General features: G+C 50.0%; 26 protein-coding genes and 1 tRNA gene. 22 read left to right on the forward strand and 5 right to left on the reverse strand.

What is annotated here, in order from left to right; genetic code table 11:
- Positions 1–18 precede the first annotated feature (18 nt).
- Positions 19–94: transfer RNA gene (locus tag PS053_RS08555), tRNA-Ile, on the reverse strand.
- A gap of 518 nt (positions 95–612) precedes the next feature.
- Between PS053_RS08555 and PS053_RS08560 the strand changes: the two genes are divergently transcribed.
- The 7 genes from PS053_RS08560 to csiR all read left to right on the forward strand — a co-directional run bounded on the left by PS053_RS08560 (position 613) and on the right by csiR (position 10,493).
- Positions 613–2,829 carry an alpha amylase C-terminal domain-containing protein gene (locus tag PS053_RS08560; protein ID WP_256879386.1) on the forward strand — a complete coding sequence of 739 codons (2,217 nt, stop codon included), beginning with the start codon at positions 613–615 and terminating at the stop codon, positions 2,827–2,829.
- A 314-nt stretch (positions 2,830–3,143) separates the two neighbouring features.
- The gene (gene glaH / locus PS053_RS08565; RefSeq protein ID WP_107192824.1) at positions 3,144–4,121 is read left to right on the forward strand and encodes a glutarate dioxygenase GlaH; all 978 of its coding nucleotides are present in this window, start codon (positions 3,144–3,146) and stop codon (positions 4,119–4,121) included.
- 19 nt (positions 4,122–4,140) lie between these two features.
- Positions 4,141–5,409 (forward strand): L-2-hydroxyglutarate oxidase, encoded by a 1,269-nt coding sequence (gene lhgO / locus PS053_RS08570; protein WP_256879417.1) that lies wholly within the window; start codon positions 4,141–4,143, stop codon positions 5,407–5,409.
- 22 nt (positions 5,410–5,431) lie between these two features.
- Positions 5,432–6,880: an NADP-dependent succinate-semialdehyde dehydrogenase gene (gabD, locus tag PS053_RS08575; RefSeq protein ID WP_000772851.1), complete on the forward strand. Its 1,449-nt coding sequence runs from the start codon at positions 5,432–5,434 to the stop codon at positions 6,878–6,880.
- Between the two features lie 13 nt (positions 6,881–6,893).
- Complete coding sequence (gene gabT / locus PS053_RS08580; protein WP_256879385.1) at positions 6,894–8,174, forward strand: 4-aminobutyrate--2-oxoglutarate transaminase; 1,281 nt, start codon at positions 6,894–6,896, stop codon at positions 8,172–8,174.
- 238 nt (positions 8,175–8,412) lie between these two features.
- Positions 8,413–9,813, forward strand: a complete 1,401-nt coding sequence (gene gabP / locus PS053_RS08585; protein WP_131109440.1) for a GABA permease — start codon at positions 8,413–8,415, stop codon at positions 9,811–9,813.
- Between the two features lie 20 nt (positions 9,814–9,833).
- Entirely contained in the window at positions 9,834–10,493 is a 660-nt protein-coding gene (gene csiR / locus PS053_RS08590; RefSeq protein ID WP_256879384.1) for a DNA-binding transcriptional regulator CsiR, read from the forward strand.
- A gap of 79 nt (positions 10,494–10,572) precedes the next feature.
- On the opposite strand, the gene PS053_RS08595 is transcribed toward csiR, so the two are convergent.
- Entirely contained in the window at positions 10,573–10,731 is a 159-nt protein-coding gene (locus PS053_RS08595; RefSeq protein WP_000508177.1) for a YqaE/Pmp3 family membrane protein, read from the reverse strand.
- Between the two features lie 182 nt (positions 10,732–10,913).
- Between PS053_RS08595 and PS053_RS08600 the strand changes: the two genes are divergently transcribed.
- On the forward strand, positions 10,914–11,213 hold the full coding sequence (locus PS053_RS08600; protein ID WP_001114364.1) for an ArsR/SmtB family transcription factor: 300 nt from the start codon (positions 10,914–10,916) through the stop codon (positions 11,211–11,213).
- Positions 11,214–11,222: 9 nt separating this feature from the next.
- Entirely contained in the window at positions 11,223–11,747 is a 525-nt protein-coding gene (locus PS053_RS08605; RefSeq protein WP_001229486.1) for a rhodanese family protein, read from the forward strand.
- 46 nt (positions 11,748–11,793) lie between these two features.
- Here PS053_RS08605 and stpA read toward each other — a convergent pair whose 3' ends face one another.
- The gene (stpA, locus tag PS053_RS08610; RefSeq protein WP_044707840.1) at positions 11,794–12,195 is read right to left on the reverse strand and encodes a DNA-binding protein StpA; all 402 of its coding nucleotides are present in this window, start codon (positions 12,193–12,195) and stop codon (positions 11,794–11,796) included.
- A 669-nt stretch (positions 12,196–12,864) separates the two neighbouring features.
- On the opposite strand from stpA, the gene alaE reads away from it, so the two are divergent.
- Positions 12,865–13,314, forward strand: a complete 450-nt coding sequence (gene alaE / locus PS053_RS08615; protein WP_000492665.1) for an L-alanine exporter AlaE — start codon at positions 12,865–12,867, stop codon at positions 13,312–13,314.
- Between the two features lie 36 nt (positions 13,315–13,350).
- Here the strand turns inward: alaE and PS053_RS08620 are convergent, their stop codons facing one another.
- The gene (locus tag PS053_RS08620) at positions 13,351–13,695 is read right to left on the reverse strand and encodes a DUF2002 family protein (RefSeq protein WP_000281308.1); all 345 of its coding nucleotides are present in this window, start codon (positions 13,693–13,695) and stop codon (positions 13,351–13,353) included.
- Between the two features lie 151 nt (positions 13,696–13,846).
- Here PS053_RS08620 and PS053_RS08625 point away from each other — a divergent pair, with 151 nt between their 5' ends.
- A complete protein-coding gene (locus PS053_RS08625; protein ID WP_059225351.1) occupies positions 13,847–14,176 on the forward strand; it encodes an ElaB/YgaM/YqjD family protein in 330 nt (109 codons plus the stop codon).
- A gap of 55 nt (positions 14,177–14,231) precedes the next feature.
- Here the strand turns inward: PS053_RS08625 and pdxR are convergent, their stop codons facing one another.
- Positions 14,232–15,566: a MocR-like pyridoxine biosynthesis transcription factor PdxR gene (gene pdxR, locus PS053_RS08630; RefSeq protein ID WP_256879383.1), complete on the reverse strand. Its 1,335-nt coding sequence runs from the start codon at positions 15,564–15,566 to the stop codon at positions 14,232–14,234.
- A gap of 87 nt (positions 15,567–15,653) precedes the next feature.
- On the opposite strand from pdxR, the gene PS053_RS08635 reads away from it, so the two are divergent.
- The 11 genes from PS053_RS08635 (at position 15,654) to ygaH (ending at position 26,469) form a co-directional block, all read left to right on the forward strand.
- Positions 15,654–16,085: a carboxymuconolactone decarboxylase family protein gene (locus tag PS053_RS08635; protein WP_000209801.1), complete on the forward strand. Its 432-nt coding sequence runs from the start codon at positions 15,654–15,656 to the stop codon at positions 16,083–16,085.
- 208 nt (positions 16,086–16,293) lie between these two features.
- Positions 16,294–16,539: a glutaredoxin-like protein NrdH gene (nrdH, locus tag PS053_RS08640; RefSeq protein ID WP_001223222.1), complete on the forward strand. Its 246-nt coding sequence runs from the start codon at positions 16,294–16,296 to the stop codon at positions 16,537–16,539.
- Positions 16,536–16,946 (forward strand): class Ib ribonucleoside-diphosphate reductase assembly flavoprotein NrdI, encoded by a 411-nt coding sequence (nrdI, locus tag PS053_RS08645; RefSeq protein ID WP_000053318.1) that lies wholly within the window; start codon positions 16,536–16,538, stop codon positions 16,944–16,946. The genes nrdH and nrdI overlap by 4 nt, the downstream gene beginning before the upstream one ends.
- Positions 16,919–19,063: a class 1b ribonucleoside-diphosphate reductase subunit alpha gene (nrdE, locus tag PS053_RS08650; protein ID WP_256879382.1), complete on the forward strand. Its 2,145-nt coding sequence runs from the start codon at positions 16,919–16,921 to the stop codon at positions 19,061–19,063. Before nrdI ends, nrdE begins: the two co-directional genes overlap by 28 nt.
- A gap of 9 nt (positions 19,064–19,072) precedes the next feature.
- Positions 19,073–20,032 carry a class 1b ribonucleoside-diphosphate reductase subunit beta gene (gene nrdF / locus PS053_RS08655; protein ID WP_000777916.1) on the forward strand — a complete coding sequence of 320 codons (960 nt, stop codon included), beginning with the start codon at positions 19,073–19,075 and terminating at the stop codon, positions 20,030–20,032.
- 354 nt (positions 20,033–20,386) lie between these two features.
- Complete coding sequence (gene proV, locus PS053_RS08660; protein WP_000985479.1) at positions 20,387–21,589, forward strand: glycine betaine/L-proline ABC transporter ATP-binding protein ProV; 1,203 nt, start codon at positions 20,387–20,389, stop codon at positions 21,587–21,589.
- A complete protein-coding gene (gene proW / locus PS053_RS08665; protein ID WP_256879381.1) occupies positions 21,582–22,643 on the forward strand; it encodes a glycine betaine/L-proline ABC transporter permease ProW in 1,062 nt (353 codons plus the stop codon). Before proV ends, proW begins: the two co-directional genes overlap by 8 nt.
- 57 nt (positions 22,644–22,700) lie before the next feature.
- On the forward strand, positions 22,701–23,693 hold the full coding sequence (proX, locus tag PS053_RS08670) for a glycine betaine/L-proline ABC transporter substrate-binding protein ProX (protein ID WP_256879380.1): 993 nt from the start codon (positions 22,701–22,703) through the stop codon (positions 23,691–23,693).
- Positions 23,694–24,098: 405 nt separating this feature from the next.
- Positions 24,099–25,283, forward strand: coding sequence for an MFS transporter (locus tag PS053_RS08675; protein WP_103053819.1), 1,185 nt, complete (start codon positions 24,099–24,101; stop codon positions 25,281–25,283).
- Between the two features lie 123 nt (positions 25,284–25,406).
- Positions 25,407–26,144 carry an L-valine exporter subunit YgaZ gene (ygaZ, locus tag PS053_RS08680; protein ID WP_256879379.1) on the forward strand — a complete coding sequence of 246 codons (738 nt, stop codon included), beginning with the start codon at positions 25,407–25,409 and terminating at the stop codon, positions 26,142–26,144.
- Entirely contained in the window at positions 26,134–26,469 is a 336-nt protein-coding gene (gene ygaH, locus PS053_RS08685; RefSeq protein ID WP_000119741.1) for an L-valine transporter subunit YgaH, read from the forward strand. Before ygaZ ends, ygaH begins: the two co-directional genes overlap by 11 nt.
- Positions 26,470–26,524: the final 55 nt, after the last annotated feature.

A 26,524-nucleotide genomic window follows, 5' to 3' on the forward strand; every position in this document is an offset into this window, starting at 1 on the left:
GATGAGCTAATCGTGGTCTGGTGGCCCCTGCTGGACTTGAGCCAGCGGCCAGGCGATTATGAGTCGCCTGCTCTAACCACTGAGCTAAGGGGCCATTACATATACAATACTTAAATACCCACTAATAAACATGATGATCATATGATGTAAATAGCATACTTTTGCATATCGTCCTTCTTTCCTGAAAAATATCTATCATAACAAGTAGTCAAAGAAATCCTCTCCAATCATACCAGGTATTCAGTATATAACCTCAATTATTAAATTTTATTTATATAAAAAGAATATCTAATCTTAACATCTCTTGTAACGATTACAGCCTGATTGTCTTACCCCATCATGGCTAATTTTTATCATAACAATAAAAACTATTTTTTGACTAAAAAAACAAATCTTATATAGCAATATCTTCTTTTATAGAACTTATTAAACTAATCATTAGATTCAGATGAGCGATTTTTGACAGTTGTTAACTAAAAACACCTTAATAATCAAAACAGTGTTACTAATTACAGTACTCACTGACATATACAGGTCAGTAATACATTAACACTTCAATAAAATTAAACACTGTAAATCAAATCATTGTATGATCACCAGAGGATGCTCACTATGCCACCCAATAATTCTAATATATCAGGGCTAACTACAGCCAGATTGCTACAACAAGAAACGTTAAATGAACATATTATCCCCCCTACCACCTCTGCAAGAGATAACTTAAATCGCACCACTGATATTATCGATAATAATGGAATCTATCCCGTTGAGTTAAAGGAAAGAGATTTTTTATCCACCTCTCGTGCTGAAATCGATATCTTCACATTGTTATTAAATGATTATTCAGTTTCCCTCTCTCCCGATATCACATATCGAGAAACCAATAAGGCGGCACAACGCAACCCTATTGCACCAGACAGAATTGGTCAGGGAAAAACATGGGTTTATCAAAGAGAGGACTGCGGCCATTATTATGGAAAAGCTGAGCATTTTACTGAAAGAGATCCTCAAAACTTATCCCCCAAAGATAATTATATTATCCATAGCATCAATATTCCTGATTATGAGTTATCTGCTGAAGTTTACAATATCAGAGTCACTACCCCCTCCGGCCAGGAGGAATTTTTTAAAGCATTAATTAATCTTGACCATCTGAAACAAACGTTAGAAAGAAAAAATCTGACTTATGTACAAAAATCAAGGTGTGAAGTCATCACGCCAGAAAAGCCAGGGGAAGTGATCTACCACGCCTTTAATGCCAGTTATAACCAAATCAGAAAAAAGTTACCTGAACTCGCTCAGTGCTACTATGGCTACATACAAATACCACCAGTAACATTTTTTCGTGCAGATGGACCTGCGACACCAGAAAATGAAAAGAATTTATGGTATCACGCTTATCAACCTGAAGATCTTTGCACTATACATAACCCGATGGGTGATTTACAGGATTTCATCGCGCTAGTCAAAGATGCCCGCAAGTTCAATATAGATATCATTCCTGATTATACATTTAATTTTATGGGAAAGGGCGGGAGCGGTAAAGATGACTTAAACTACCCCTCTGCAGATATAAGAGAGAGGATCGCTGAGGATATAGAAAGTGGTATTCCTGGATATTGGCAAGGGCAAGTGTTTATTCCATTTATTGAGGTCCCAAAAACAAAACTATGTTGTCAAATCCATCCAGAAGAAATTCACATGACCTCTGAATGCTTTGAGCAAGATTATGGGGATATAAAAGATGATGAATGGAGCAATCATGAGGTCTTAATAAGAAAGCGCTTATCGAACATGCCAAAAACAACACCTGAATGTGACAGAGTTATAGCATTAGAAAATACATATGTTCATAACATGCGAAAACTGGGGGTATTTGGTCTACGCTATGATGCTGCAAAACACTCAAGCCATGAACAGATAAAGAAGTCAATATCACCACCAGTAAAAAATATCAAAAGGCGTTCTCATATAACTAATCTTTTTGACACTGAGGATCAAGATATCCCCGTAATGAGCTATATTGAATATATTGTGAGCAACACTTCGGATGCACAGAATCTCACATCGTTACTTCAGGAAATGGATCATTTACGAGCAATTGACTTTGAGCGCTTGATGATATTATTAGAGGCACTAAAATTTAACGGTGATATTCGACTCCTTGCCCCAATACTAGTAAGCAATCTCTCCTTCGACAAATATGTATTTATGACTATTAATCATGATATTCCTAATAATAACGAAACATTTCTACATCTTATGTTCAGAGCTCTACGAGATGAAATACTGGCAATGGCGTTTCTGACCGCTCTCCCCTATGGCAGACTTTTAGTCTATGATGACGGACAGGAATTAACGTCAACCACCGAGATTAGAAACTCCGATGGAACAATCAGAGCAGGTGGCGAAGCCTGGATTAACGGCGGATTATCTCCATCTCAGAAATTATTTAATGAATTTCACTCTCTATTTCGTGAAAAGCCAGGTATATGGTACGAATTTAGAGGAGCACTCTCGACAAAAAATGTGCTTGCCTTTAGTCGAGGAAATTTACTGGACATCAATGAAGGTCCTCACGATGGATTAGTTATTATAAATAAAGGCCTGGAATCCGTGGATAGCATTTGGCAAAACCCATTACAGCCAGGAAAATATAAAAATATGGGGTGTGATACGGTTACTGTTATTAATGATAAATACAGTTCTGCTCAGGATATTCCTCCCGGTGAAATATTCAATACATCAGGTAAGAATTTACATATCAGCGTACCCGGACGAAGCGCCATCTTGTTAGGTAAAACAGGTGAATTGCCTGATATCAGATAACTGCTGATCTTAAATTTACTCTGCCCTGTATAAATTCTCAGGGTAGAGTTATTTTTTGTTGTAAAAACATCCTCACTCATGATTTTTATCGTCTTCATCATCCCCTATCATTAATCATCTGTTTTTATTGATTATTTTATTCATAACACATCTATTATTACTACAAAAAAGTTAATAATTTGTTGTTTTTGATCACAATAAGAAAACAATATGTGAGTTTTATGCGCATTTTTTAGAAATGTAGATACTTTTAGATTATGGCTACGAAATGAGCATCACCATTTCACCCTGAAACCCTAAGAGGATCGCTTCTGATGAATGCACTGACCGCCGTACAAAACAGCGCTGTCGATTCCGGCCAGGACTATAGCGGATTCACCCTCACCCCGTCGGCGCAATCCCCGCGTCTGCTGGAACTCACCTTTACCGAACAGACGACCAATCGGTTCCTCGAACAGGTTGCCGAGTGGCCCGTGCAGGCGCTGGAGTACAAATCGTTTCTGCGTTTTCGGGTAGGCAAAATTCTCGACGATCTGTGTGCGAATCAGCTGCAACCGCTGCTGTTGAAGACCCTGTTAAACCGCGCTGAAGGTGCGCTGTTGATCAATGCGGTGTGTATCGATGATGTCGCGCAGGCGGATGAGATGGTGAAGCTGGCAACGGCGGTAGCGCATCTGATTGGTCGCTCAAATTTCGATGCGATGAGCGGTCAGTATTACGCGCGATTCGTGGTGAAAAATGTCGATAACTCAGACAGCTATCTGCGCCAGCCGCACCGCGTGATGGAGTTGCATAACGACGGCACCTACGTTGAAGAAATCACCGACTATGTGCTGATGATGAAAATCGACGAGCAGAACATGCAGGGCGGAAATTCGCTGCTGCTGCATCTCGATGACTGGGAACATCTGGACCACTATTTCCGCCACCCGCTGGCGCGCCGTCCGATGCGCTTTGCCGCACCGCCGAGCAAAAACGTCAGCAAAGATGTCTTCCATCCGGTGTTCGATGTCGATCAGCAGGGCCGCCCGGTGATGCGCTATATCGACCAGTTCGTCCAGCCGAAAGACTTCGAAGAAGGCGTGTGGTTGAGCGAGCTTTCGGACGCCATTGAAACCAGTAAAGGAATTCTTTCTGTACCCGTTCCCGTTGGCAAATTCCTGTTGATTAACAACCTGTTCTGGCTGCACGGTCGCGACCGCTTTACCGCGCACCCGGATCTGCGTCGTGAACTGATGCGTCAGCGTGGCTACTTCGCCTACGCCACTCACCACTACCAGACGCATCAGTAAGCGCAAAGGAATTGAGCGGATGTATGATTTTGTGATTATTGGCGGCGGCATCATCGGCATATCGACCGCCATGCAACTGATTGATGTCTATCCGGGCGCCCGCATTGTGTTGCTGGAAAAAGAGTCCGGTCCAGCCTGTCATCAGACGGGCCACAACAGCGGCGTGATCCATGCCGGGGTCTATTACACGCCAGGCAGCCTGAAGGCGCAGTTTTGCCTGGCGGGAAACCGCGCCACCAAAGCCTTTTGCGATCAAAACGGCATTCGCTACGACAACTGCGGCAAGATGCTGGTTGCCACGTCCGAACTCGAAATGGAACGGATGCGCGCCTTATGGGAACGCACGGCGGCGAACGGTATCGAGCGCGAGTGGTTAAACGCCGAGGAACTGCGCGAGCGCGAACCGAATATCACCGGGCTTGGCGGCATTTTTGTGCCGTCCAGCGGCATTGTCAGCTACCGCGAAGTGACGGCGGCGATGGCGAAAATTTTCCAGGCCAGAGGCGGCAAGATTATCTATAACGCCGAAGTCAGCGGCCTTAGTGAGCATAAAAACGACGTGGTGATACGTACCCGTCAGGGCGGCGAGTATCAGACGTCAACGCTGATCAGCTGTTCCGGGCTGATGGCTGACCGGCTGGTGAAAATGCTCGGCCTCGAACCGGGCTTTATCATCTGCCCGTTCCGTGGCGAGTATTTCCGCCTTGCGCCGGAGCATAATCAGATTGTTAACCACCTGATTTACCCCATTCCCGACCCCGCGATGCCATTTTTGGGCGTGCATCTCACCCGTATGATCGATGGCAGCGTGACCGTCGGGCCAAACGCGGTGCTGGCTTTCAAACGCGAAGGCTATCGCAAGCGCGACTTCTCATTTCGCGACACGCTGGAGATTTTAGGCTCGTCGGGGATTCGCCGGGTGCTGCAAAACCATCTACGCTCAGGGCTGGGCGAGATGAAAAACTCGCTGTGCAAAAGCGGCTATCTGCGGCTGGTGCAAAAGTATTGTCCCCGGCTTTCGTTAAGCGATCTCCAGCCCTGGCCCGCTGGTGTGCGGGCGCAGGCGGTATCGCCGGACGGCAAGCTGATTGACGATTTTCTGTTTGTCACCACCCCGCGCACGATCCACACCTGCAATGCGCCCTCCCCGGCAGCGACATCAGCCATTCCTATTGGTGCGCATATTGTCAGCAAGGTACAAACGCTGTTGGCAAGCCAGAGTAACCCCGGACGCACGCTGCGAGCGGCACGTAGTGTGGATGCCTTACACGCCGCATTTAATCAATAACCTTTGAAAACAGGACGTAACAATGAAACTGAACGACAGTAACTTATTCCGCCAGCAGGCGTTGATTAACGGGGAATGGCTGGACGCCAACAATGGCGAGGTCATCGACGTCACCAATCCGGCGAACGGCGACAAGCTGGGTAGCGTGCCGAAAATGGGCGCTGATGAAACCCGCGCCGCTATCGACGCCGCCAACCGCGCCCTGCCCGCCTGGCGTGCGCTCACTGCCAAAGAACGCGCCAACATTCTGCGCAACTGGTTCAATTTAATGATGGAGCATCAGGACGATTTAGCGCGCCTGATGACCCTCGAACAGGGCAAACCGTTAGCTGAAGCGAAAGGCGAAATCAGCTACGCCGCCTCCTTTATTGAGTGGTTTGCTGAAGAAGGCAAACGTATTTATGGCGACACCATTCCCGGTCATCAGGCCGATAAACGCCTGATTGTTATCAAGCAGCCGATTGGCGTCACCGCGGCTATCACGCCGTGGAACTTCCCGGCGGCGATGATTACCCGCAAAGCCGGTCCGGCGCTGGCGGCAGGCTGTACGATGGTGCTGAAGCCCGCCAGTCAGACGCCGTTTTCCGCACTGGCGCTGGCAGAACTGGCGATCCGCGCGGGCATTCCGGCTGGCGTATTTAACGTAGTGACGGGGTCTGCTGGCGCGGTCGGTAACGAACTGACCAGCAACCCGCTGGTGCGCAAGCTGTCATTTACCGGCTCAACCGAAATTGGCCGCCAGTTAATGGAACAGTGCGCGAAAGACATCAAAAAAGTGTCGCTGGAGCTGGGCGGCAACGCGCCGTTTATCGTCTTTGACGATGCCGATCTCGATAAAGCCGTGGAAGGCGCGCTGGCCTCGAAATTCCGCAACGCCGGGCAAACCTGCGTCTGCGCCAACCGTTTATACGTGCAGGACGGCGTGTATGACCGCTTTGCCGAAAAATTACAGCAGGCGGTAAGCAAACTGCACATCGGCGACGGGCTGGAGAAAGGCGTCACCATCGGGCCGCTGATCGATGAAAAAGCGGTAGCAAAAGTGGAAGAGCATATTGCCGATGCGCTGGAGAAAGGCGCGCGTGTGGTTTGCGGTGGTAAATCGGATGAACGCGGCGGCAACTTCTTCCAGCCGACCATTCTGGTGGACGTTCCTGCCGACGCCAAAGTGTCGAAAGAAGAGACGTTCGGCCCCCTCGCCCCGCTATTCCGCTTTAAGGATGAAGCTGATGTGATTGCACAAGCCAATGATACCGAGTTTGGTCTTGCCGCCTATTTCTACGCCCGTGATTTAAGCCGCGTCTTCCGCGTGGGTGAGGCGCTGGAATACGGCATCGTCGGCATCAATACCGGGATTATTTCCAATGAAGTGGCCCCGTTCGGCGGCATTAAAGCCTCGGGTCTGGGTCGTGAAGGTTCGAAGTATGGCATCGAAGATTACTTAGAAATCAAATATATGTGCATCGGTCTTTAACTGGAGAACGCGAATGAGCAGTAATAAAGAGTTAATGCAGCGCCGCAGTCAGGCCGTTCCTCGTGGCGTTGGGCAAATTCACCCGATTTTCGCTGACCACGCAGAAAACTGCCGGGTGTGGGACGTTGAAGGCCGTGAGTATCTTGATTTCGCGGGCGGCATTGCGGTGCTCAATACCGGACATCTGCATCCGAAAGTGGTGGCGGCGGTGGAAGCGCAGTTGAAAAAACTGTCGCACACCTGCTTCCAGGTGCTGGCTTACGAGCCGTATCTGGAGCTGTGCGAGATGATGAATCAGAAGGTGCCAGGAGATTTTGCCAAAAAAACGCTGCTGGTAACGACCGGTTCCGAAGCGGTGGAGAACGCGGTGAAAATCGCCCGCGCCGCCACCAAACGTAGCGGCACCATCGCTTTTAGCGGCGCGTATCACGGGCGCACACACTATACACTGGCGCTGACTGGCAAGGTGAATCCGTACTCTGCGGGGATGGGACTGATGCCGGGCCATGTTTATCGCGCGCTTTATCCTTGCCCGCTGCACGGCATCAGCGAGGATGACGCTATCGCCAGTATCCACCGAATCTTCAAAAATGACGCCGCGCCGGAAGATATCGCCGCCATCGTGATTGAACCAGTTCAGGGCGAAGGCGGTTTCTACGCCTCAACGCCAGCCTTTATGCAGCGTTTACGCGCGCTGTGTGATGAGCACGGGATTATGCTGATTGCCGATGAAGTGCAGAGCGGCGCGGGGCGTACCGGCACGCTGTTTGCGATGGAGCAGATGGGCGTGGCGCCGGATCTCACCACCTTTGCGAAATCGATTGCAGGCGGCTTCCCGCTGGCGGGCGTCACCGGGCGTGCCGAAGTGATGGACGCTGTTGCACCGGGCGGCCTGGGCGGCACCTATGCGGGTAATCCGATTGCCTGCGTGGCGGCGCTGGAAGTGTTGAAGGTGTTCGAGCAGGAAAATCTGCTGCAAAAAGCCAACGATCTGGGGCAGAAACTGAAAGAGGGATTGTTGGCGATCGCCGAAAAACACCCGGAGATCGGCGACGTACGCGGGCTGGGGGCGATGATCGCCATCGAGCTGTTTGAAGGTGGCGATCACAGTAAACCGGACGCCAGACTCACCGCCGAGATCGTGGCGCGTGCCCGCGATAAGGGTCTGATTCTTCTCTCCTGCGGCCCGTATTACAACGTGCTGCGCATCCTTGTACCGCTCACCATTGAAGACGCTCAGATTCGTCAGGGTCTGGAGATCATCAGCCAGTGTTTTACTGAGGCAAAACAGTAGCACTGCACCCATGCCGGAGGCGACGCTTACGCGTCTTGTCCGGCCTACGAGAGCGTAGGTCGGATAAAGCGTTTACGCTGCATCCGACAATCTGTACGTGAACAGGAATAAATCTATGTCGGCCGGATAAGGCGGAGCCGCTCTCCGGCAAAAAGAATCAATAACAATTAAACGCGTGACCTGACGCGGGAAATGTCGGGGCGCTCTCCCAAGTGACGCACTTTCGAGAGGATTCAGGATGGGGCAATCATCGCAACCACATGAGTTAGGCGGCGGGCTGAAGTCACGCCACGTCACCATGTTGTCTATTGCCGGTGTTATCGGCGCAAGTCTGTTTGTCGGTTCCAGCGTCGCCATCGCCGAAGCGGGCCCGGCGGTATTGCTGGCCTATCTGTTTGCCGGATTACTGGTGGTTATGATTATGCGGATGCTGGCAGAAATGGCGGTTGCCACGCCCGATACCGGCTCCTTTTCCACCTATGCCGATAAAGCTATTGGCCGTTGGGCGGGCTATACCATCGGCTGGCTGTACTGGTGGTTTTGGGTACTGGTTATCCCACTGGAAGCCAACATCGCCGCCATGATCCTGCATTCGTGGGTTCCAGGCATTCCCATCTGGTTATTCTCCCTCGTCATTACCCTCGCCTTAACTGGCAGTAATTTATTAAGCGTTAAAAACTACGGCGAATTTGAGTTCTGGCTGGCGCTGTGTAAGGTCATCGCTATCCTGGCGTTTATTTTCCTTGGTGCAGTAGCAATTAGCGGTTTTTATCCTTATGCCGAAGTGAGCGGGATCTCAAGATTGTGGGATAGCGGCGGCTTTATGCCCAACGGCTTCGGGGCGGTATTAAGTGCGATGTTGATCACCATGTTCTCATTTATGGGCGCGGAAATTGTCACCATCGCCGCAGCTGAATCTGACACGCCGGATAAACATATTGTTCGCGCCACCAACTCGGTTATCTGGCGTATTTCTATCTTCTATTTGTGTTCTATTTTCGTCGTCGTGGCTCTCATTCCGTGGAATATGCCAGGACTGAAAACCGTGGGTTCCTACCGTTCTGTGCTGGAGTTGCTGAATATTCCGCACGCAAAATTCATTATGGATTGCGTTATTTTGCTTTCGGTAACCAGTTGCCTGAACTCGGCGCTGTATACCGCGTCAAGAATGCTCTACTCCTTAAGCCGTCGCGGTGATGCCCCCGCGGCAATGGGCAAAATCAACCGCAGTAAAACCCCGTATGTGGCGGTATTACTCTCGACCGGCGCGGCATTTTTAACGGTGGTGGTGAACTATTACGCACCTGCCAAAGTGTTTAAATTTCTGATCGACAGCTCCGGCGCTATCGCTCTGTTGGTTTATTTAGTCATCGCCGTTTCGCAGTTGCGGATGCGCAAAATTCTACGAGCAGAAGGAAGCGAAATTCGCCTGCGCATGTGGCTTTATCCGTGGCTCACCTGGCTGGTCATTGGCTTTATTACCTTTGTATTGGTAGTGATGTTATTCCGCCCGGCGCAACAGTTAGAAGTGCTCTCCACCGGCTTATTAGCGATAGGGATTATCTGTACCGTGCCAATTATGGCGCGCTGGAAGAAGCTTATCTTGTGGCAAAAAACGCCCGTTCATAACACGCGCTGATAATCATCAGGAGTTACACCATGACCATTACGTCCCTGGATGGCTATCGCTGGCTGAAGAACGATATTATTCGCGGTAATTTTCAACCGGATGAAAAATTACGGATGAGTTTGCTGACCTCGCGTTATGCACTCGGCGTCGGGCCGTTGCGGGAAGCGCTTTCACAACTGGTGGCGGAACGACTGGTCACGGTGGTAAACCAAAAAGGGTATCGGGTGGCGCCTATGTCAGAGCAGGAGCTGCTCGATATTTTCGACGCCCGCGCCAATATGGAAGCGATGCTGGTCAGTCTGGCGATTGCCCGCGGTGGCGATGAGTGGGAGGCAGGCGTTCTTGCGAAGGCGCATCTGCTCAGTAAGCTCGCAGCGTGTGACGCCAGTGAGAAAATGCTTGATGAGTGGGATCTGCGTCATCAGGCTTTTCACACTGCAATTGTGGCGGGCTGTGGTTCTCACTATTTGCTGCAAATGCGTGAACGGTTGTTTGATCTGGCGGCGCGCTATCGATTTATCTGGCTGCGACGAACAGTGCTTTCCATGGAAATGCTGGAAGATAAACACGATCAGCACCAGGCTCTGACCGAGGCAGTGCTGGCGCGAGATGTCGCGCGCGCCAGTGAGTTAATGCGTCAACATTTGCTGACGCCGATCCCGATTATCCGGCAGGCAATGGCGGGATAAGTTTAAAGACCGTTCAGTAGACATTATTGGCGCAGGCAGCTTGAACGCGGCGCGTTAACGCCGCGGAGCGAGCACAGGATTAATCGCGGGTTTGCACCCAGAAAGCATGAATCAAACCAGGGATATAGCCAAGCAGCGTCAGCAGAATATTAATGATGAACGCCCAACCAAATCCTTTGCCCAGCAACACGCCAAGCGGCGGCAAAATGATGGTGATGACGATTCTCCAGAACCCCATATTTACTCCCTATAAGAAAATTACCCATTGTTTAAAAAGAGATTTTATCTCTTAAGCGTAGTGATTTTAGCGTAGCCTGCCAGTTTCAGACTACGCTTTTACTCTCATTTACGCTGCTGGTGCTGGTATATGATGCATTTTTAGTTTAGCATTTTCTAAATTTAGAAAATTCTTAAATTACTATGCCTGAATTAGCCCAACTACAAGCCAGCGCCGAACAGGCCGCAGCCTTACTGAAAGCGATGAGCCATCCCAAACGCCTGTTGATCCTGTGTATGCTTTGCGGTTCGCCTGGCACCAGCGCCGGTGAACTGGCACGCATCACTGGTCTTAGCGCCTCCGCAGCATCACAGCATCTTGCTCGTATGCGTGAAGAGGGGCTTATAGACAGCCAACGGGATGCGCAACGCATTCTTTATTCCATTAAAAATGAGGCGGTAAATGCCATTATCGCCACTCTGAAAAATGTCTATTGTCCGTAAGGAGTGACTATGGCTTTGACAACTATTTCTCCCCGTGACGCACAAGAATTAATCGCGCATGGTGCGAAGTTAATCGATATTCGTGATGCTGATGAATATCTTCGTGAACATATTTCCGAAGCAGATCTGGCTCCATTATCCGTACTGGAACAGTCTGGCCTTCCAACAAAATTACGGAGTGAACAAATTATATTCCACTGCCAGGCAGGTAAACGCACCGCTAATAATGCTCAAAAGCTGGAAGCGATTGCCGCCCCCGCAGATATCTTTTTACTGGATGGTGGGATTGATGGCTGGAAAAAAGCAGGGTTGCCGGTAGCAATAAATAAATCACAGCCCTTGCCGTTAATGCGTCAGGTACAGATTGCCGCTGGCGGGTTAATATTAATCGGCGTTGTCCTGGGTTATACCCTGAATAGTGGTTTCTTCTTATTAAGTGGCTTTGTTGGGGCTGGATTAATGTTTGCTGGAATCAGCGGTTTTTGTGGGATGGCAAGACTGTTGGATAAGATGCCGTGGAACCAGCGAACTTAAGAAACGACGCCGGACGCGCCATAACGGCAGCATCCGGCAGCAGGGATTAGATCAGGAAATCGTCGAGAGATTTACCTTCAGCCAGTGCCTGAGCGATCGGCTTCGGCGTACGACCCTGACCGGTCCAGGTTTTTGTTTCACCATTGAAGTCGGTGAATTTATATTTCGCTGGACGCGGTTCACGCTTTTTACCCGCGCGCGGCGCAGCCGCACCGTTAGCAAATAACTCTTCTGGATTAATTCCATCAGCCTTCATCAGCTCCAGCCAGGTGCTAATTTTTTCCTGACGTTCAGCCAGTTCACGCTGTTGCTTTTCTTCTTCTTCACGTCTTTCTTTAGTGACAACCCTGAATTTTTCGAGCATTTCTTCAAGAACGTCAATGGAGAATTCGCGAGCCATCGCACGGAGGGTGCGGATGTTATTTAAACTTTGTAACATTACAGACATAATAGAAAAAACCTTTTAACGCCAACACAAAAAAAGTATTTCAGCGCGTAGTGTAAGCGATCACTTATTATATTTCCACAAGATTTAATCTATTCACAATCGCACACGATATTATTTCAACTGTTATTTCCTGACGCACCAGTAATTATTTTCAGATTGTATATTAGCCATTTGGCTTACTCATTACGGTTATTAACAACTGATTGGCTGTTCTTTACAACACCATTGTTAATGTCAGACAAATACAACATGCATAAATATGCAGAAACAAAGAATAGAACAAACGGTCACCTATCGAAACTTTATGCTGCCATTTCTCGTTTTATAACATTAAAAATGCTGAATGGTGTTAAACCGCGACTCAATCCATATTCTCTACACTTTAAAACAGCAAGAGCACCAGGACAGTCCACATGCGAACCGTAGATTAACGCTGTAACTACATGATTTATAACAACATTTAATATCATGGCATTAAAAAATCCAGAATGTACGAAAAACAAGTCACTGCGGAAAATTTTATCTACAAAAACGGATTAAATAAAAATTTTTCACTAATTGATTACCAATAGCCAGCAATATACGCTATGCGAAAATGAAAATGGCACTCGAAATCACTGCTTTCATTTTTATTCATATCCAATTTCGCTTTTATTAAGGAGCATTAACATGTTCTCACCGCAGTCACGCTTGCGTCATGCAGTTGCAGACACGTTCGCGATGGTTGTTTACTGTTCTGTCGTGAACATGTGTATTGAAGTTTTCCTCTCTGGAATGAGCGTTGAACAGTCTCTTTACTCCAGACTGGTCGCTATCCCGGTGAACATCTTAATTGCATGGCCATACGGCATGTATCGCGATCTGTTTATGCGGGCAGCACGCAAAGTTAGCCCGTCGGGTTGGGTAAAAAATCTGGCGGATATCCTGGCTTATGTGACGTTTCAGTCACCGGTGTATGTGGCGATCTTGTTAGTGGTTGGCGCGGACTGGCACCAGATTATGGCTGCGGTCAGTTCTAACATCGTGGTTTCGATGTTGATGGGAGCGGTCTATGGTTACTTCCTCGATTACTGCCGTCGATTGTTCAAAGTCAGCCGTTACCAGCAGGTAAAAGCCTGACCTTTCTTTTCGCGACTGGCATTGCCAGTCGCGTCTTTAACTGGCTTCGCCAAACAATCCGTGCAAATAACGTTCAAGCGCTACACGCGAACTGAAGCCGTGCGGAATACCATAATGCTCGTGCCGTTCACCGGCTAAATAGAGCGGAAACTGTTGGTAATGATCGCAAGTTTTAATATCAGAAGCGGGTTCTGCCAGCGTCGAGCTACGTTCTTTTAATGTCGGGTGAATTACCAGTGCGGTACGTCCCATTCGCGCTTCGCGATTAACATAAACGTAATGTTCTCCACGACGGTAACCATACGTTTTCGGGGTTACCACATCGACGGTAAAACCAACTTTCTCAAGTACGCGCGCCACCTCGTCTGGTCGTAAATACATATTTTGTCCTCGTTATTATCTACCGCGGGCTTACCTTACCCGATTGAGCATTAACAGCGCTTTCAGAAAAATCCATAAAGCCGTGATAAACCTCTGCAAGGAATATTTTGGTCTACACTGAAAATTACATCAAATTCTAATGGGGGATCATATGTTTAACAGACCGAGCCGTAACGACGTCGATGAGGACGTGCAAGATATTCAGAATGATGTCAATCAATTAGCAGCCAGCCTCGAATCTGTACTGAAATCCTGGGGAAGCGAGGTCAAAGGTGAAGCCGAAGCCGCTCGCAGTAAAGCTCAGGCTCTACTGAAAGATACCAGAGCACGGATGCATGGTCGTACCCAAGTGCAGCAAGCCGCACGCGATGCAGTGAGTTGTGCCAATACGTTTGTGCGAGAAAAACCCTGGTGTAGCGTAGGAACAGCGGCGGCGGTGGGTATTTTTATCGGCGTGCTGTTAGGTATACGAAAATCGTAGTGAAACCATGATAATAAATACACGTCTTTAACCCCGAAACCTGGCTTTGGGGTTTTTAATTTAAGGCGTAGTACAATTGCTGTACAACCTGCTGCGCCATATTCTCATTGATGATATTGGTAAATGAGAGCAACAATCCCCCTTCCCAGGATGACTGAATACGCCAGTCACTCAGCGCTTGCACCGCCAGCCCGGCTGCACTGGCTTTACGCGCAAGAGCAATGTCATCTCCGGGCAATCTGATGACCAGTTGGATCCCCCCTTTTTGCGGCACGACCTGAAATCCCTGTTGCATAAGCGCCTGCTCAATCCACTGTCGCCGTTGAGCATAGTGCTGACGCATTTTTTTCAGATGTCGCCAGAAATGCCCCTCATGAATAAAATCCGCCAGCGAATTTTGCCACAGAATGGGCACAGCACACGGCGCCAGTGACGCCTGCTGCCGGAATTGGGCAATCTGTTCCACCGGCACCACCAGCCACGCGCAACGCAGCGCCGGAAACAGTGATTTGCTAAACGTTCCGGCATAAATTACCCGCTGCGGCGCATCGAGACTTTTCAACGCCGGTAGCGGCTTACCGTGATAGCGGAATTCACTGTCATAATCATCTTCAATAATCCATGAGCGGCTACGCTCCGCCCATTCCAGTATCTGGTGCCTGCGCGCCAGAGAGAGCGCAACACCGAGCGGGCTTTGGTGTGCCGGAGTTATCAGGGCAAAACGCGCATCAGGATAATTTTGTATTCCGCTTGTGACATCCAGTCCGTTATCGTCAACGGGCACAGGTAAAATTGCCACACCGTGGCGAGTAACAATCGGGCGAATCAGTGGAAAGCCGGGATCTTCCATCCACATCCCGTCTCCCGATTTTGCCAGCGCGTGCAAAATTAAGGTCATTGAGGCCGCATAACCGTGAGTAATAAATACCTGCTCTGGCTGACAATCAATACCACGAGAAACACGAAGGTAATCAACAATCGCCTCACGCAACACCGTCTCGCCACAGACATCGCCTAATGCCAAATCAAAACGCGTCTGAGTGCGCAGGCGACGCCCCATTACCCGCGCCCACAGTTCACGAGGAAAGAGATCGAGTGCGGGTAATCCCATTTGAAATGGCAGCGGCTGCTGGCTTTCACCGGCAAAAGCCACCACATCAACAGCGGATTTTTGTGGACGTATCTGCTCACTGACAAAGGTACCTGCCTGCCCCCGCCGGATCAGCCAGCCCTGCGCCACCAACTCAGCATAAGCACTTTCAACAGTGGAGCGAGACACGCCCAATTCCTGCGACCAGGTTCGACTGGAAGGCAACCGCGCGCCAGGCTTCAGCTCCCCTTGCTCAATAGCCGTTTTTAACTGACGGGCGATATCCTGATAACGTGGCATATGGTCTGCTTTTTTACGCAATTTATGGTTCTCTTTAACAGTCCATTATAGTGCTACATTGCGGGCGTTAATAAGAGGAGAAACTGTATGACTACGTTACGTCAGCCTTACTATGAGCTTAGTCCTGCGGTGTATAGCGCCCTGGTACAGGCTAAAACAGCGCTGGAAAATAGCACGCTGGACATCACACTGATGGAGCTGGTTTATCTGCGTATTTCGCAAATCAACGGCTGCGCATTTTGTCTGGAGATGCACAGCAAAGCATTACGCAAATCCGGTGTGCCACAGCATAAACTCGACGCACTTGCAGGCTGGCGCGTAAGCCATCATTTTGATGAGCGCGAGCGAGCAGCGCTGGCGTGGGCGGAATCGGTAACCGATATTGCCAGAACCCATGCGGAAGATGAGGTTTATCAGCCTTTGCTTGAATATTTCAGCGCAACAGAGATCAGCGACCTGACGTTCGCCATCGGGCTGATGAATTGCTTTAACCGTCTGGCGGTTTCCATGCGCATGTAATTCCCTGATGCCGGGTACTCGCCCGGCAAGCAAGCACAAAATCCCCTTCCCCGTTGAGCCATTCAACGGTGGTGAAATTTATCGAAATTTCCCATATCTTGTATGGTTGAATCTTTTTTCAACTACATCTAGTATCTCTCTGGTAACAGAGAGATAACCCGACGCGAATCATCGCGCCGTATCTTCATTTTAAACGGAAATACGAATCATGCGCATTACTATTTACACTCGTAACGATTGCGTTCAGTGCCACGCCACTAAACGGGCGCTGGAAAACCGGGGTTTTGACTTTGAAATGATTAATGTCGATCGCGAACCTGAAGCGGCAGAAGCGTTGCGCGCTCAGGGCTTTCGCCAGTTGCCGGTGGTGATTGCAGGCGATCTCAGTTGGTCAGGCTTTCGCCCGGATATGATTAATCGCTTGCATCCTGCACCACGCGCGGTCAGTGCATGAGTTTGATCGTCTACTTCTCCAGTCGCTCCGAAAATACGCAGCGTTTTATCGAACGTTTAGGGCTGCCTGCGGTGCGCATTCCACTCAATGAGCGGGAACGGATTCAGGTAGACGAGCCTTACATCCTGATCGTGCCCTCTTACGGCGGCGGCGGTATGGCTGGCGCAGTACCACGACAGGTAATTCGCTTTTTAAATGACGAGCATAACCGGGCGTTGCTTCGCGGCGTTATTGCTTCGGGTAATCGCAATTTTGGTGAGGCGTATGGCCGCGCCGGAGATGTGATTGCCCGGAAATGCGGCGTGCCGTGGCTGTACCGCTTTGAACTCATGGGTACACAAAGCGATATCGAAAACGTTCGTAAAGGAGTAACCGAATTTTGGCAACGACAACCGCAGAACGCCTGACGCAGGAAACGATGGATTATCACGCCCTGAATGCGATGCTTAACCTTTACGATAACGCAGGTCGCATCCAGTTCGATAAAGACCGCCAGGCAGTAGACGCCTTTATGGCGACGCATGTGCGTCCGAACAGTGTGACCTTCAGCAGTCAGCAGCAGCGACTGAACTGGCTGGTCAACGAGGGTTACTATGATGAAGGCGTCCTCAACCGCTACTCTCGCGATTTTGTCATTACACTGTTTGCCCACGCGCACGCCAGCGGTTTTCGTTTCCAGACATTCCTCGGGGCATGGAAGTTTTACACCAGCTATACGTTGAAGACATTCGACGGTAAGCGTTATCTGGAAGATTTTGCCGATCGCGTCACGATGGTGGCGCTGACGCTGGCACAAGGCGATGAAACACTGGCGACGCAACTGACTGATGAGATGCTGTCAGGACGCTTTCAGCCTGCCACACCGACATTCCTCAACTGCGGTAAGCAGCAGCGCGGCGAACTGGTTTCCTGTTTTCTGCTGCGTATTGAAGACAATATGGAGTCGATTGGTCGGGCGGTAAATTCTGCACTGCAACTGTCGAAACGCGGCGGCGGCGTGGCATTTTTACTGTCGAATCTGCGGGAAGCGGGCGCGCCGATTAAACGTATTGAAAATCAATCTTCTGGCGTGATCCCGGTGATGAAAATGCTGGAAGATGCCTTTTCCTACGCCAACCAGCTCGGCGCGCGTCAGGGAGCTGGCGCGGTATATCTGCACGCGCATCATCCCGATATTCTGCGTTTTCTCGATACAAAACGGGAAAATGCCGACGAAAAAATCCGCATTAAAACGCTGTCGCTGGGGGTGGTGATCCCGGATATCACCTTCCATCTGGCGAAAGAGAATGCGCAGATGGCGCTCTTTTCACCCTATGACGTTGAGCGAGTTTATGGCAAGCCGTTTGCCGATATCGCCATCAGTGAATACTATGACGAACTGGTTGCCAATGAACACATCCGCAAAAAATACATCAATGCCCGTGATTTCTTCCAACGACTGGCAGAAATCCAGTTTGAGTCCGGCTATCCGTACATCATGTATGAAGACACGGTTAACCGTGCTAACCCTATAGCCGGGCGCATAAATATGAGCAATCTCTGCTCAGAAATTTTGCAGGTTAACAGCGCCTCAGCGTATGACGAGAATCTCGACTATGCGCGCACAGGCCATGATATCTCCTGCAATTTAGGTTCATTGAATATTGCCCACACCATGGATTCCCCAAACTTTGCCCGCACGGTAGAGACCGCCATACGCGGTTTAACGGCGGTGTCAGATATGAGTCATATCCGCAGCGTGCCATCCATCGAAGCCGGGAATGCCGCCTCGCACGCCATCGGTCTGGGGCAGATGAATTTACACGGCTATCTGGCGCGAGAAGGCATCGCCTACGGTTCGCCGGAAGCGCTGGATTTCACCAATCTTTATTTCTACACCATCACCTGGCACGCCCTGCGTACTTCGATGTTGCTGGCGCGCGAACGCGGTGAAACCTTCGCCGGGTTCAAACAGTCGCGCTATGCCAGCGGTGAATATTTTAGCCAATATCTGCAAGGTAACTGGCAGCCGAAAACGCCGAAAGTTGGCGAACTGTTTGCCCGTAGCGGTATCACGTTACCGACCCGTGAGATGTGGGCGCAATTGCGCGACGACGTGATGCGCTATGGCATCTATAACCAGAATCTCCAGGCGGTACCGCCGACCGGTTCCATCTCTTATATCAACCATGCCACATCGAGTATTCATCCGATTGTGGCGAAAGTGGAGATCCGCAAAGAGGGCAAAACCGGGCGCGTTTACTACCCTGCTCCGTTTATGACCAACGAAAATCTGGCGCTGTATCAGGATGCTTACGAAATTGGCGCGGAAAAAATTATCGACACCTACGCCGAAGCGACCCGCCATGTCGACCAAGGGCTGTCGCTGACGCTGTTTTTCCCCGATACCGCCACCACTCGCGATATCAACAAAGCGCAGATTTACGCCTGGCGCAAAGGTATCAAAACGCTCTATTACATCCGCCTGCGTCAGATGGCGCTGGAAGGCACTGAAATTGAAGGCTGCGTCTCCTGTGCACTTTAAGGAATATCTATGAAACTCTCACGTATCAGCGCCATCAACTGGAACAAGATATCTGACGATAAAGATCTGGAGGTGTGGAATCGCCTGACCAGCAATTTCTGGCTGCCGGAAAAGGTGCCATTATCGAACGATATTCCTGCTTGGCAGACATTAAGTGCCGTAGAACAACAACTGACGATGCGTGTTTTTACTGGCCTGACGCTGCTCGACACGCTGCAAAATGTTATCGGCGCGCCTTCGCTGATGCCCGATGCACTCACCCCCCATGAAGAGGCGGTGTTGTCGAATATCAGCTTTATGGAAGCGGTTCATGCCCGCTCTTACAGTTCGATTTTCTCGACGTTGTGCCAGACAAAAGATGTCGATGCCGCCTACGCCTGGAGTGAAGAAAACGCGCCGTTGCAGCGAAAAGCACAGATTATTCAGCAACATTATCGCGGTGATGATCCGCTGAAAAAGAAAATCGCCAGTGTCTTTCTTGAATCATTTTTGTTCTATTCTGGTTTCTGGCTGCCGATGTATCTTTCCAGTCGCGGTAAGTTGACTAATACCGCCGACCTGATCCGTCTGATTATCCGTGATGAAGCAGTCCACGGTTATTACATCGGTTATAAGTATCAGAAAAACCAGGAAAAAATATCCCTGACACAACGTGAAGAGTTGAAGCGTTTCGCCTTCGATTTGTTGCTGGAACTCTACGACAACGAGTTGCAATACACCGATGAGCTGTACGCCGAAACCACGTGGGCTGACGACGTAAAAGCGTTTCTGTGCTACAACGCCAATAAGGCGTTGATGAATCTGGGCTACGAACCGTTATTTCCAGCAGAAATGGCGAAAGTGAATCCGGCAATTCTCGCCGCTCTTTCGCCGAATGCCGATGAGAATCACGATTTCTTTTCCGGCTCTGGCTCCTCTTATGTAATGGGAAAAGCGGTCGAAACAGAAGATGAAGACTGGAATTTCTGACCAGTTATTTTTGAATATATCACCAACCACAGCAGGGAAATAATTTCCGCCAAATAGCCTTTTATCACGTAAATATTTTGTGGTGATCTACATTGATTCTCTGTTGCATTATTCGCCTGAAACCACAATATTCAGGCGTTTTTCCACTATCTATAACAAAAAATATCAACTTTTCTCGATTTGCTCTCAGCCCTTATATCATGGGAAATTCCGGCGATTTGCTCGCATCAATATTCATGCCACATTTGCCCTCAGGGGTTGCCTCAGATTCTCAGTATGTTAGGGTAGAAAAAAGTAACTATTTCCATTGGGTAATATATCGACATAAACAAATAACAGGAATCCTTCTATTGCATGGCAATTAAATTAGAAATTAAAAATCTCTATAAAATATTTGGCGAGCACCCACAGAGAGCTTTCAAATATATCGAACAGGGACTTTCAAAAGAACAAATTCTGGAAAAAACTGGACTATCGCTTGGCGTAAAAGACGCCAGTCTGGCGATTGAAGAAGGCGAGATATTTGTCATCATGGGATTATCCGGTTCGGGTAAATCTACAATGGTACGTCTTCTCAATCGCCTGATTGAACCCACCCGTGGACAAGTGCTAATTGACGGCATCGATATCGCCAAAATATCCGACGCAGAGCTCCGTGAGGTGCGCAGAAAAAAGATTGCGATGGTCTTTCAGTCATTTGCTTTAATGCCGCATATGACCGTGCTGGATAATACCGCGTTCGGTATGGAATTAGCGGGAATTAACGCAGAGGAACGTCGGGAAAAAGCACTTGATGCTCTGCGTCAGGTGGGGCTGGAAAATTATGCCCACAGCTACCCGGATGAACTTTCTGGCGGCATGCGTCAGCGCGTTGGACTAGCCCGTGCATTAGCGATTAATCCAGATATTTTATTAATGGACGAAGCCTTCTCTGCGCTTGATCCATTAATTCGCACTGAGATGCAGGATGAGCTGGTAAAATTACAGGCGAAACATCAACGTACCATTGTCTTTATTTCCCACGATCTCGACGAAGCGATGCGTATTGGCGACCGGATTGCCATTATGCAAAATGGCGAAGTGGTACAGGTCGGTACACCGGACGAAATTCTCAATAATCCGGCAAATGATTATGTCCGAACCTTCTTCCGTGGCGTCGATATTAGCCAGGTGTTCAGCGCAAAAGATATTGCTCGTCGGACACCAAACGGCTTAATTCGTAAAACGCCCGGCTTCGGCCCGCGTTCGGCACTGAAATTATTGCAGGATGAAGATCGCGAATATGGTTACGTCATCGAACGCGGTAATAAATTTGTCGGCGCCGTGTCTATCGATTCGTTAAAAGCGGCATTAACGCAGCAACAAGGTCTTGATGCCGCGTTGATTGATACTCCCTTAGCGGTTGATGCGCAAACGCCTCTCAGCGAGTTGCTCTCGCATGTCGGACAGGCACCCTGTGCGGTGCCCGTGGTCGACGAGGACCAACAGTATGTCGGCATCATTTCCAAAGGGATGCTGCTACGCGCTTTAGATCGTGAGGGGGTAAACAATGGCTGATCAAAACAATCCGTGGGATACCACAGCAGCGGCGGACAGCGCCGCACAATCCGCAGACGCCTGGGGAATGCCGGCAACAACGCCTACTGACGGCGGCGCTGACTGGCTGACGAATACGCCCCCGCCGGCACCTGAACATTTCAATATTATGGATCCGTTCCATAAAACGCTGATCCCACTCGACAGTTGGGTAACTGAAGGGATCGACTGGGTCGTGACCCATTTCCGTCCGCTCTTCCAGGGCGTTCGCGTTCCGGTGGATTATATCCTCAACGGTTTCCAGCAACTGCTGCTGGGTATGCCCGCGCCTGTGGCGATTATCGTTTTCGCCCTGCTAGCCTGGCAGATTTCCGGCGCAGGAATGGGCGTGGCGGCGCTGATTTCGCTGGTTGCCATCGGTGCAATCGGTGCCTGGTCGCAGGCAATGGTTACTCTGGCGCTGGTGTTAACCGCCCTGCTGTTTTGTATCGTCATCGGCCTGCCTCTGGGGATCTGGCTGGCGAGAAGCCCACGGGCAGCAAAAATAATCCGTCCTCTGCTTGATGCCATGCAGACGACGCCTGCGTTTGTTTATCTGGTGCCAATCGTCATGCTGTTTGGTATTGGTAACGTGCCGGGCGTAGTGGTGACGATCATCTTTGCTCTGCCGCCGATTATCCGACTGACTATTCTGGGGATTAACCAGGTTCCGGCGGATCTGATTGAAGCCTCACGCTCATTCGGTGCCAGCCCGCGCCAGATGTTGTTCAAAGTTCAGTTACCGCTGGCGATGCCGACCATTATGGCGGGCGTCAACCAGACACTGATGCTGGCTCTTTCCATGGTGGTCATCGCCTCGATGATTGCCGTCGGCGGGCTGGGTCAGATGGTACTGCGCGGTATCGGTCGTCTGGACATGGGACTTGCTACCGTTGGCGGCATCGGGATTGTGATCCTCGCCATTATCCTCGATCGCCTGACACAGGCCGTTGGGCGCGACGCCCGCAGTCGCGGCAACCGTCGCTGGTATACCACTGGCCCTGTCGGTCTGCTGACCCGTCCATTCATTAAATAACTATGCACTTGCCCGGTGACGCCGGGCATTACCCCCTGCCAAAAAAAAGGAATAACAATGCGACATAGCGTACTTTTTGCGACAGCGTTTGCCACGCTTATCTCTACACAAACTTTTGCTACCGATCTACCGGGCAAGGGAATTACCGTAAACCCGGTTCAGAGCACCATCACTGAAGAAACCTTCCAGACGCTGCTGGTCAGCCGTGCGCTGGAGAAATTGGGTTATACCGTCAATAAACCCAGCGAAGTGGATTACAACGTTGGCTACACCTCGCTTGCTTCTGGCGATGCGACCTTTACCGCGGTGAACTGGACGCCACTGCATGACAACATGTACGAAGCAGCCGGTGGCGATAAGAAGTTTTATCGTGAAGGGGTATTTGTTAACGGTGCGGCACAAGGTTACCTGATCGATAAGAAAACCGCCGACCAGTACAAAATCACCAACATCGCACAACTGAAAAATCCGAAGATCGCCAAACTGTTCGATACCAACGGCGACGGTAAAGCGGATTTAACCGGTTGTAACCCAGGCTGGGGCTGTGAAGGTGCGATCAACTATCAGCTTGCCGCGTATGACCTGACCAATACCGTAACCCATAATCAGGGGAACTATGCGGCGATGATGGCTGACACCATCAGTCGTTACAAAGAGGGCAAACCGGTGTTTTACTACACCTGGACGCCATACTGGGTGAGTAACGAACTGAAGCCAGGCAAAGATGTCGTCTGGTTGCAGGTGCCGTTCTCCGCACTGTCGGGTGATAAAAATGCCGACACCAAGCTGCCGAATGGTGCGAATTACGGCTTCCCGGTAAGTACAATGCATATCGTTGCCAACAAAGCCTGGGCTGAGAAAAACCCGGCGGCAGCAAAACTATTTGCCATTATGCAATTGCCAGTGGCGGATATTAACGCCCAGAACGCCATTATGCATGACGGCAAAGCCTCAGAAAGCGATATTCAGGGTCACGTTGATGGCTGGATCAAAGCCCACCAGCAGCAGTTTGACGGCTGGGTGAATGAAGCGCTGGCGGCGCAGAAATAATTTTTATTCGGGCGGATAAGGCGTTTTCACCGCATCCGCCGTTTTGTGCACAATGCCTGATGCGACGCTGACGCGTCTTATCAGGCCTACAAACTACAAATCACACTCATTCCGTAGGGCGGATAAGGCGTTTTCACCGCATCCGCCGTTCTGTGCACAATGCCTGATGCGACGCTGACGCGTCTTATCAGGCCTACAAACTACAAACCACACTCATTCCGTAGGGCGGATAAGGCGTTTTCGCCGCATCCGCCGTTCTGTGCACAATGCCTGATGCGACGCTGACGCGTCTTATCAGGCCTACAAACTACACCGCACATTTCAACAACCTATCTTTTACCCGCCATTCATAAACATCCACTATGATTGGTTTTCAGACTAATCATCACCTGATAAACAAAAACAATGACTAAAACCAATCATGAGCTTAGCCCGGCGCTGATCATGCTGATGTCGATCGCCACCGGTCTGGCAGTCGCCAGCAACTATTACGCCCAGCCGTTGCTCGACACCATCGCGCGTAACTTTTCCCTTTCCGCCAGTTCAGCAGGCTTTATCGTCACCGCCGCACAATTAGGCTATGCCGCCGGTCTGCTGTTTCTTGTCCCCCTCGGGGATATGTTTGAACGCCGCCGCCTGATTGTCTTCATGACCTTACTGGCAGCCGGAGGCATGTTGCTCACCGCCAGCAGTCAGTCGCTGGCAATGTTGATCCTCGGCACGGCATTAACCGGCTTATTCTCGGTCGTGGCACAAATTCTGGTTCCGCTGGCGGCGACGCTGGCTTCACCCGATAAACGCGGCAAAGTGGTTGGCACCATTATGAGCGGCCTGCTGTTGGGGATTTTGCTGGCGCGGACCATTGCCGGGCTGCTGGCAAACCTCGGCGGCTGGCGTACCGTCTTCTGGGTTGCATCGGTGTTAATGGCACTGATGGCGCTGGCGTTATGGCGCGGTCTGCCACAAATGAAATCAGAAACCCAACTCAACTATCCACAGTTGTTAGGTTCCGTTTTCAGTATGTTTATGCACGATAAGATACTACGCACCCGTGCGGTACTGGGCTGCCTGACTTTTGCCAACTTCAGTATTCTCTGGACATCGATGGCTTTTCTGCTCGCTGCGCCACCCTTTAATTACAGCGACGGCATGATTGGTCTGTTTGGCCTGGCAGGTGCCGCGGGAGCATTAGGCGCACGTCCAGCGGGAGGTTTTGCTGATAAGGGCAAATCGCACCTCACAACGACTTTTGGTTTACTGCTGTTATTACTTTCATGGCTGGCGATCTGGTTCGGTCATACCTCCGTGCTGGCGCTGATTATTGGCATCCTGGTGCTGGATCTCACCGTCCAGGGCGTGCATATCACTAATCAGACCGTGATTTATCGAATTCACCCAGATGCGCGTAATCGCCTGACCGCGGGTTATATGACCAGCTACTTTATGGGCGGCGCAGCCGGCTCGTTGATTTCGGCCTCCGCCTGGCAACATGCTGGTTGGGCTGGCGTTTGTCTGGCTGGCGCGACGATTGCTCTGGTTAACCTGTTGGTCTGGTGGCGAGGTTTTCATCATCAGAAAGCTGCAAATTAAGCAATCAGCAACCGTTTTCGTCGCTTTACACTGATAAGGGTGTTAAGAATCCCATCAGTCTGATAAGGTTAAGATATTCATTCAGTCTATTTATAATATTAACAGTCGTTAAGCGTACACTCTATGGAAAGCCCAATTCCTCAGCCTGTTTCTGATTCGGCGACCTTCATGGAAGGATGCAAAGACAGTTTACCGATTGTTATTAGTTATATTCCGGTAGCCTTTGCTTTCGGTCTGAATGCGACCCGTCTGGGATTTACCCCTCTCGAAAGTGTTTTTTTCTCCTGCATTATTTATGCAGGAGCCAGTCAGTTCGTCATTACTGCGATGCTGGCGGCCGGGAGTAGTTTGTGGGTTGCTGCACTGACAGTGATGGCAATGGACGTTCGCCATGTTTTGTATGGCCCGTCATTGCGTAGCCGCATAGCCCGGCATCTGCAAAAATCGAAAACTGCGCTGTGGGCGTTTGGCCTGACAGACGAAGTTTTTGCAGCGGCAACGGCAAAGCTGGTACGCAATAATCGCCGCTGGAGTGAAAACTGGATGATTGGCATCACCTTCAGTTCGTGGTCGTCGTGGGTATTTGGTACGGTAATAGGGGCATTCTCCGGCAGCGGTTTGCTGCAAGGTTATCCAGCCGTTGAAGCAGCATTAAGCTTTATGCTGCCAGCGCTCTTTATGAGTTTCCTGCTCGCCTCTTTCCAACGCAAACAATCCCTTTGCGTTACCGCAGCGTTAATTGGCGCCCTCGCAGGCGTAACGTTGTTTTCAATTCCCGTCGCCATTCTGGCAGGTATTGTCTGTGGTTGCCTCACCGCGCTCATCCAGTCGTTCTGGCAAGGAGCACCTGATGAGCTATGAGGTTCTGCTGCTCGGATTATTGGTCGGTGCTGCGAATTACTGTTTTCGTTATTTACCACTGCGTCTGCAGGCGGGCAATGCTCGTCCAGCCAAACGCGGCGCGGTGGGTATTTTGCTCGACACCATTGGCATTGCCTCTATTTGCGCTCTGCTGGTTGTTTCTACTGCACCAGAAGTGATGCACGACTCACGCCGTTTCGTGCCCACGCTGGTCGGTTTTGTGGTACTGGGCGCCAGCTTCTACAAAACACGCAGCATTATCGTCCCCACTCTACTCAGCGCGCTGGCCTATGGGCTCGCCTGGAAAGTGCTGACGATTATATAACTCACAAGAATTGATTTTTATAAAACAATACATTTACTTTATTTGTCACTGTCGT

Origin of the sequence: Escherichia albertii (genome assembly GCF_028622335.1) — a bacterium.
GTDB classification, from domain to species: domain Bacteria; phylum Pseudomonadota; class Gammaproteobacteria; order Enterobacterales; family Enterobacteriaceae; genus Escherichia; species Escherichia albertii.